The organism is Nonomuraea sp. NPDC005501, from assembly GCF_040605905.1.
Taxonomy (GTDB): Bacteria; Actinomycetota; Actinomycetes; order Streptosporangiales; family Streptosporangiaceae; genus Nonomuraea.
Genome location: NZ_JBEXDT010000198.1, coordinates 1 through 4697 on the forward strand (window position 1 = coordinate 1; position 4697 = coordinate 4697).

Annotated in this window: 5 protein-coding genes; 3 read left to right on the plus strand and 2 right to left on the minus strand. The window is 71.3% G+C overall.

From position 1 onward, the window contains the following. Positions 1–358 (plus strand): DNA-3-methyladenine glycosylase (locus ABZS51_RS42295; RefSeq protein ID WP_355453877.1); only part of this gene is annotated, 358 nt, incomplete at its 5' end. Here ABZS51_RS42295 and ABZS51_RS42300 read toward each other — a convergent pair. Beyond that, positions 298–699 (minus strand): PH domain-containing protein, encoded by a 402-nt coding sequence (locus tag ABZS51_RS42300; protein ID WP_355453880.1) that lies wholly within the window; start codon positions 697–699, stop codon positions 298–300. The two genes, ABZS51_RS42295 and ABZS51_RS42300, sit on opposite strands and share 61 nt — an antisense overlap. An 84-nt stretch (positions 700–783) precedes the next feature. Between ABZS51_RS42300 and tyrS the strand changes: the two genes are divergently transcribed. Next, positions 784–2049 (plus strand): tyrosine--tRNA ligase, encoded by a 1266-nt coding sequence (gene tyrS / locus ABZS51_RS42305; protein WP_355453883.1) that lies wholly within the window; start codon positions 784–786, stop codon positions 2047–2049. 70 nt (positions 2050–2119) lie between these two features. Here tyrS and ABZS51_RS42310 read toward each other — a convergent pair whose 3' ends face one another. Next, positions 2120–3502: a glycosyltransferase family 39 protein gene (locus tag ABZS51_RS42310; RefSeq protein WP_355453886.1), complete on the minus strand. Its 1383-nt coding sequence runs from the start codon at positions 3500–3502 to the stop codon at positions 2120–2122. A 109-nt stretch (positions 3503–3611) separates the two neighbouring features. Between ABZS51_RS42310 and ABZS51_RS42315 the strand changes: the two genes are divergently transcribed. After that, positions 3612–4205, plus strand: a complete 594-nt coding sequence (locus tag ABZS51_RS42315) for an HAD family phosphatase (protein ID WP_355453889.1) — start codon at positions 3612–3614, stop codon at positions 4203–4205. Positions 4206–4697: the final 492 nt, after the last annotated feature.

Genomic DNA, 4697 nt, shown 5'->3' on the forward strand with positions numbered 1-4697 from the left:
CGCGGCGCCACGCCGGGTCCCCGACCGCGACCTGGCCCGGGGCCCCGCGCGCCTGGCCACCGCCCTTGGCCTGCTGCGCGAGCACAACGGGCTCGACGCGATACGCGAGGACGGGAGCGGCCACGCCGTCCCGGCCGGCCTGACCGGTGTGCCCGCCGGGGCCGCCGCCGTGCTGGAGGGAGCCCCGCCCGAGCCGGAGACGATCAGGTCAGGCCCGCGCACCGGGATCTCCACGGCCAAGGACACGCCGTGGAGGTTCTGGATCGACGGCGACCCGACCGTGTCGCCGTACCGGGCTCACGTGCCGCGCCGCCGCAGCGCCGCCGCCACCTCGGTGGGAGAGACGCCCAGCTCGTGAGCGCTGAAGAGGTGCAGATGGTCGCCGGTGTCGATCTCCAGCATCTCGCTGCGCAGGCCGTACCTGCGGCGCACGTCCACCTTGACGTCCCGGATGTCCTCCCACGGCACGTGCCGCCGCCCCGCGAACCCGTGCACCACCGTGATCCCGTCCTCCGAGACCGACAGCCGCACGGGCACGAGCACGTCCCGCAGCCCCATGGCGCCCACGAGAACCGCCGCCGGCACCGCCAGGAGGACCCCGCGCAGGTCTCCGTTCAGGTACCAGAAGACGGCGAGACCCGCGCACCCCAGAGCCCCTAAGATCTTCGAAACGGCCAGCTCGCGACGGACCCTCCACATGGTTGCCGAGCGTATCCAAGTGGCGGGGTGAGGCCACGATCGGGCAGGCTGTAACCATCCACCGTCTATCGGAAAGCCAGCACCGTGACCGACATTCTGGACGAGCTCGAATGGCGCGACGTCCTCGCGCAGACCACCGACATCGCGGCCCTGCGCGAGGCGCTGTCGAAGGGTCCGATCACGGTCTATGCCGGCTTCGACCCGACCGCCCCGTCCCTGCACATGGGCAACCTGGCGACCCTACTGATCCTCACCCGGTTCCAGCAGGCGGGCCACCGGCCGATCGGGCTGGTCGGCGGGGCGACGGGCCTGATCGGCGACCCCAGCGGCCGCAGCACCGAGCGGGTGCTCAACACCACCGAGGTCGTCGCCGAGTGGGTGAGCAAGATCCGGGTGCAGGTGGAGAAGTTCCTCTCCTTCGAGCCCGGTCCCACCGCGGCCGCGCTCGTCAGCAACCTCGACTGGACCGCCGAGCTGTCGGCCATCGACTTCCTGCGTGACGTCGGCAAGCATTTCCCGATCAACCGCATGCTGGCCCGCGACTCCGTGGCGAGCCGGCTCGGCGGCGACGGGCTCAGCTACACCGAGTTCAGCTACCAGATCCTGCAGTCCAACGACTACCTGGAGCTGTACCGCCGGCACGGCTGCACCCTGCAGGTCGGCGGCAGCGACCAGTGGGGCAACATCACCGCCGGCGTCGACCTGATCCGCCGCGTCGAGGGCGCCCACGTCCACGCGCTCACCGGCAAGCTCATCACCAAGGCCGACGGCACCAAGTTCGGCAAGACCGCGGGCGGCGCCGTGTGGCTCGACCCGGCGCTCACCTCGCCGTACGCCTTCTACCAGTACTGGCTCAACGCCGACGACCGCGACGTGGTCCGCCTGCTCAAGGTGTTCACCTTCCGCACGCGCGAGGAGATCGACGAGCTGGAGAAGTCCGTGGCCGATCGGCCGTTCGCCCGGGAGGCGCAGCGCACGCTGGCCGAGGACCTCACCACGATGGTCCACGGCGCCGACGAGCTCGCGGCCGTCGTCGCGGCGTCCAAGGCGCTGTTCGGCCAGGGCTCGCTGGAGGAGCTGCCCGCCGCGACGCTGGAGGCCGCGCTGGCCGAGGTGCCCAAGGCCGTCGTGCCGGCGCTCGGGGCGCCGCTGGTCGACCTCATGGCCGAGAGCGGGCTGGTGGAGTCCAAGTCCGCCGCCCGCCGTGCGGTTAAGGAGGGCGGGGCGTACCTCAACAACGTCAAGATCACCGACGAGTCGTACGTGCCGGCGGCCGAGGACCTGCTCCACGGGCGGTTCCTGGTGCTGCGGCGCGGCAAGAAGTCGGTCGGCGGCGTCGTCGTCGGCTGACGCGCCCGTTCGTTCGCCGCGGGCCCTCTCCTCACGGGGAGGGCCCGCGCGCGTGCCCGGCCTCGTGCGCTCAGCGGCGGGACCGGGTGAACAGTGCCACGGTCAGGCCCGGCAGCTCGGCCGAGTGCCACGCCGACGCCCGCTCGAACCCGGCCTCCTCGACGGCCTTCACCCTCGGCAGCTTCCCGCCCGCCGCCTTGGCGCCGCGCCACACCACCCAGACGCGCCGCCGGTCCCGCAGCGCCCCGGCGACGTCCGAGCGCTCGGGGAACCCGAACCCGTCCGCCTGCGGGGCGTCGCCCAGCCGCAGCACGTCCGCCGCCGGACCGGAAGGCGCGTAGTAGTCGAAACCGGCGCGCACCGAGCTCTGCCCGAACACGATCGCGTCGCCCTCCCGCGCCGCGACCCGCCGGACCGCGCCCGGGAAGTCCTCGAACCTCCCGTTGGCGGAGCGCAGCTCCGTGTGCCGGTCCAGTCCCGCGACCGCCGTGACCGCCACCAGCAGGCAGCCCGCCGCCGCGGCCGCGACGGGAGGCCGGACCGCCGCCACGGCCAGCGCCGCCAGCAATGCCAGGGCCGGGGACGTGACGAACAGGTACCGGTCCACGTACAACGGCGTGACCAGCAGCGACACGGTGAGCAGCAGCAACGGCGGCGCCATGAGCCAGGCCGCCAGCGTCCCCGACCAGGCACGGCCGCGCGGCCACAGTGCCGCCGCACCGGCGAGCGCCACGGCGAACAGGATCACCCCGGCCGTCTCCGCCCCCGCCACCATCTTGGGGAACTTCAGCAGCACCTCCGGCCCCCGCTCCTGGATCCAGCTCACCGCGTGTCGCTCGCCGTACCCGACCAGGCCGAGCACCAGCGCGGGAACGCAGCCGGCGGCCGCCGCCGGCGCGGCCCGGGTCAGCAGCTCACGGCGGGACAGCGCCGCGAGCAGGACCGGCAGGTGCGCGGGCAGCGTCAGCACCGCGAACAGGTGCGTCGAGCACACGAACGCGACCGACACCCCGTACAGCACCCACATGCCCCGGCGCGGCGTTCCCGTGAGGCGGTGGAGGGTCCACAGCGAGAACACCACGGCCGCGGCCGCGAACGCGTACGGCCGCGCGAACGCGCCGTAGTACGACACGGAGGGCAGCACGGCGAACACCGCCGCCGCCGTCACCCCGGCCCGGCCGCTGTGCAGCCGCCGCCCCAGGTCGGCGAGCAGGCCCGCAGCCACCCCGATCGCCACCGCGGACGGCAGCCGGAGCCACAGCTCAGCCGTGCCCATCAGGGTCCAGAAATGCATGAACAGGTAGTACGGCAGGAAATGCCCGTCGATGTGCCGGGCCAGCTCCCACAGTCCCGCCAGGGAGCGGGAGGCCGCGCTGATCGTGGCCAGCTCGTCGCCGTTCAGGGAGGACGTGCCGGATCCGCTGAGCGCCGCCACCCCGGCCACCACGCCCATCGCCCATGCCTTCCACCAGCGGGCACCGGAAACTGCCGGGGCATATGGGGGATTCGGGGCAAGGGTGGCGCTCGTCACCGGGGCAGAATACGCGCATAGGCTCGGAGGCATGCCTGAAGTGATCGTATTCGACCTGTACGGCGTGATCGCACGGACCCAGACCGAGGCGGCCAGGAAACGCCTGGTCGAGCTGGCCGGGGTGCCGGGGGAGCACTTCTGGCGGGCGTACTGGGCCTGCCGTCCCGCCTACGACGCGGGCCAGGAGGGCGTTGCGTACTGGGAGACGGTGGCCGATCACCTGGGGACCCGGTTCGCCGACGTGCCGGCGCTGCTGCGGGCCGACCTGGAGAGCTGGTCCCAGGTGGACGAGGAGATGGTCGGGCTGGTGTGCGAGCTCGCCGACGAGGGGCGCAGGCTCGGGCTCCTGTCCAACATCATCGAGGACCTGGTGCCGGTGTGGGAGACGCGGCACGGGTCGTGGCTGGGGAGGTTCGCGGCGCTGACGTTCTCATGCCGGATCGGGGTGGCCAAGCCCGACCCGCGGGCGTACGAGATCTGCGCGGACAGGATGGGGGCGTCCCCGTCGGACGTGCTCTTCTTCGACGACAACGAGGCGAACGTGGTGGCGGCGCGCGAGGCCGGCATGGCGGCGGAGCTGTTCGTCTCCGCGGACCAGGTGCGCGCCCTGACAACGCGATCCTGACGTCCGTGGCTGTGCCGGCGCAGGTCAGAGCTGGTGCGAGGGCCAGGAGGCGCGCCGGGGCGCGGTGAGATTTGACGAGTGGTGGATGTCGACCTAGTCTTTGTCTTCGCCCGGGAGTGAGCCGGACGCCAGATGGCGGCCGGGCCCCAGGCAAAACCCTTCAAAGCGAGCCACTCGGCCGACGTGACATGTCACGTGCGGGTCCGGGTCGTTCTGGGTGCGTCCACATCACTGGAAAACCGGTTGATTCGACACGGCCAGAGTGACACGGTAAGTTAGACGGGTTGCCCCAGACACGGGGCGGCGAAACTTAGCAGGACATCACGATCTGAAGTTTGACACTGGATCGGAAAGCCTGATAAGATAGCGATACGGAGTTTGTGCCTCTCGCAGTTCTGGGGAGTACGCGTCCGTTTCTTGAGAACTCAACAGTGTGTTAAAAGCCAGTGCATGATGCACAACCCCGTCATTTCGGTGACGGATTCCTTTTTT

What these genes read in the sequence shown, in the direction of transcription:
- ABZS51_RS42315 (WP_355453889.1), top strand. Translation starts at nt 3,612, where the DNA reads ATGCCTGAAGTGATCGTATTCGACCTGTACGGCGTGATCGCACGGACC.
- ABZS51_RS42300 (WP_355453880.1), bottom strand. Translation starts at nt 699, where the DNA reads ATGTGGAGGGTCCGTCGCGAGCTGGCCGTTTCGAAGATCTTAGGGGCT.
- ABZS51_RS42310 (WP_355453886.1), bottom strand. Translation starts at nt 3,502, where the DNA reads ATGGGCGTGGTGGCCGGGGTGGCGGCGCTCAGCGGATCCGGCACGTCC.